The sequence below is a fragment of the Miniimonas arenae genome (assembly GCF_006351005.1).
Taxonomy (GTDB): Bacteria; Actinomycetota; Actinomycetes; order Actinomycetales; family Beutenbergiaceae; genus Miniimonas; species Miniimonas arenae.
This window is the reverse complement of sequence record NZ_VENP01000113.1, coordinates 1-1834: the sequence shown is the minus strand read 5'-3', so window position 1 is coordinate 1834 and position 1834 is coordinate 1. Positions and strand designations below refer to the sequence as shown.

2 protein-coding genes are annotated in these 1834 nt (G+C 61.6%); both read left to right on the top strand.

Annotated elements, in window-relative coordinates; translation table 11 throughout:
- Positions 1-294: 294 nt before the first annotated feature.
- The gene (locus FH969_RS16190) at positions 295-855 is read left to right on the top strand and encodes a matrixin family metalloprotease (protein WP_108719425.1); all 561 of its coding nucleotides are present in this window, start codon (positions 295-297) and stop codon (positions 853-855) included.
- A gap of 13 nt (positions 856-868) precedes the next feature.
- Positions 869-1465, top strand: coding sequence for a hypothetical protein (locus tag FH969_RS14795; RefSeq protein ID WP_139987958.1), 597 nt, complete (start codon positions 869-871; stop codon positions 1463-1465).
- Positions 1466-1834: the final 369 nt, after the last annotated feature.

Sequence of the window (1834 nt, the reverse complement as noted above, 5' to 3'; positions counted from 1 at the left end):
TTGACCTCACCGGTCGCGGTCAATGCCGGGCTCCACCCGCCACCGGTCGTCACGGTGTCGTAGATCTCGCCCATCTCGGCCCAGGGCAGGGTCCACCCGATCGAGCCCTGACCAGCACGAACACCCCCAACACCACCCACACCTGTGGAAGTCGGGTCACACCATGATCCCCACCCAACGGCGAAGAGCCCGCGGACGGAGACCCGCTGCGTCTTGACCACACCACCGCAGGTCGCTATCTTGCGCAATTAGACACAGCCGTCGCCGCAGCCACTCGGAGGAGTGTGAGCCCCTATGAATACTGCCTCGACCACACGTCACAGAAGGGGCAAACTGCCCCTTGTTGTGGCATTGAGTCTGGCTCTAGTCATGGCTCCAGTGCTCCTGCCTTCAGCTCTGGCCTATACCCACCACGGCGCCCGGTGGCAGGGCACCAATATCTCATGGGCCGAAGGTGGGGGCGACTTCAGTGGGAACGTTGGCTCAGCGCTCGGTCCGGCCGCGAGTTCATGGAACCCGAACACTGACGTTACTCTGACCAAGAGTACCGTCGCATCACTAACTGCCGTCACCTACTACAGCGCGACTGATGGTCTAAACGGCAAAGCGCAGTGGACTACCTCGAACGGCTACTTCACCGGCTGCTACGCATCGGTAAACCGCTCCAACGTCGCCAGTTGGGCCGTAAACAAAATCCGGGCGGTTTGGACCCATGAGTTCGGACACTGCCTGGGCCTCGGTCATACCACCAGCATCGCCATCATGACCGGCAGTGGTACGAACGTCCAGTACGACGCGTATGGAATATACACCCCCCAGACAGATGACCGCAACGGAATCAATGCTCGCTACTAAGGGGTTGACAACCATGAGGAACTTCGGGACCGCTGCTGTTGGTTCAATAAGCGTCTCACTACTCCTAACCGCGTGCGCATCTCCCACTGTGGAGTACGGCATCACCGGAGATCGCGCCGAGTTCTATCAGAGCATTGACGAGCTCGTCGCTGCCTCAACGAGTGTCGCCACTGTTCACGTTACCGCGCGCGAAGAGGTCGGTGACGAAATCAAAGACACCATTGTGACCGCCTCCGTAGACTCCGTCTATGAGCCACAGAACCTGGGATCGGGAATAGAGTGGGCGCTCACCCCTCTCGCGCCTGGGGAAGAAGTCCGTATCTACCAGTATGGAACAGCCGACACAGCGTCACTCGCCCCCATTCTAGAGCCGGGCCAGCATTACCTGCTGTTTCTGGTGAGAGCATCAGACGAGGAGAACGGCTACAAGGCCGACAACCCTCGCGCCGGCACCTTCGACATTGTGGGCGTAGAAGCCGGAATCTACGAAGCAAGCTCCGATCTCGCGCGCAGCGCGCCCCAAGCGGAAGACTCTGCCTACACGCGAGCAAACTCGGAAAGTGGTGACAACCTCCCGGAGGAGCTGAACCCGGCAGAGGACCTCGACTAGAGCAGGCCGGGGGATGAGAACTCCGCGATCATCGTGATCGCCCGGCCTCAGCCGTGGCGAAGACTCCGGACTGGTCAGGTGCGGATGACGGGTCGTGAGAGCCGGGCGCTCCCGTGACCAGCGAGCATGGGGCTTCCGGATCTCTGACGCAACAGGAGCACCCCTGGTACCCCGAACCGGCACTCCTCCTGACGTCTTGCCCGGTGTGCGCCCAGTCCGGGCAGCCTGCACCAGGTCGCGCCGCACGTGCAGCAGGGGTAGACCCGACTTCGCCCAGTGTGGTTGGCTGAGTCGGGTTGTAGGGCTGTGACCTGCGGGTTCGTGTGCTGGGTGTTGTCGGGGACGGCACTAAGTATTCGGCGGGTAGCG

Coding starts and splice junctions, on each gene's coding strand:
- FH969_RS16190 (WP_108719425.1), top strand. CDS start 295: ATGAATACTGCCTCGACCACACGTCACAGAAGGGGCAAACTGCCCCTT.
- FH969_RS14795 (WP_139987958.1), top strand. CDS start 869: ATGAGGAACTTCGGGACCGCTGCTGTTGGTTCAATAAGCGTCTCACTA.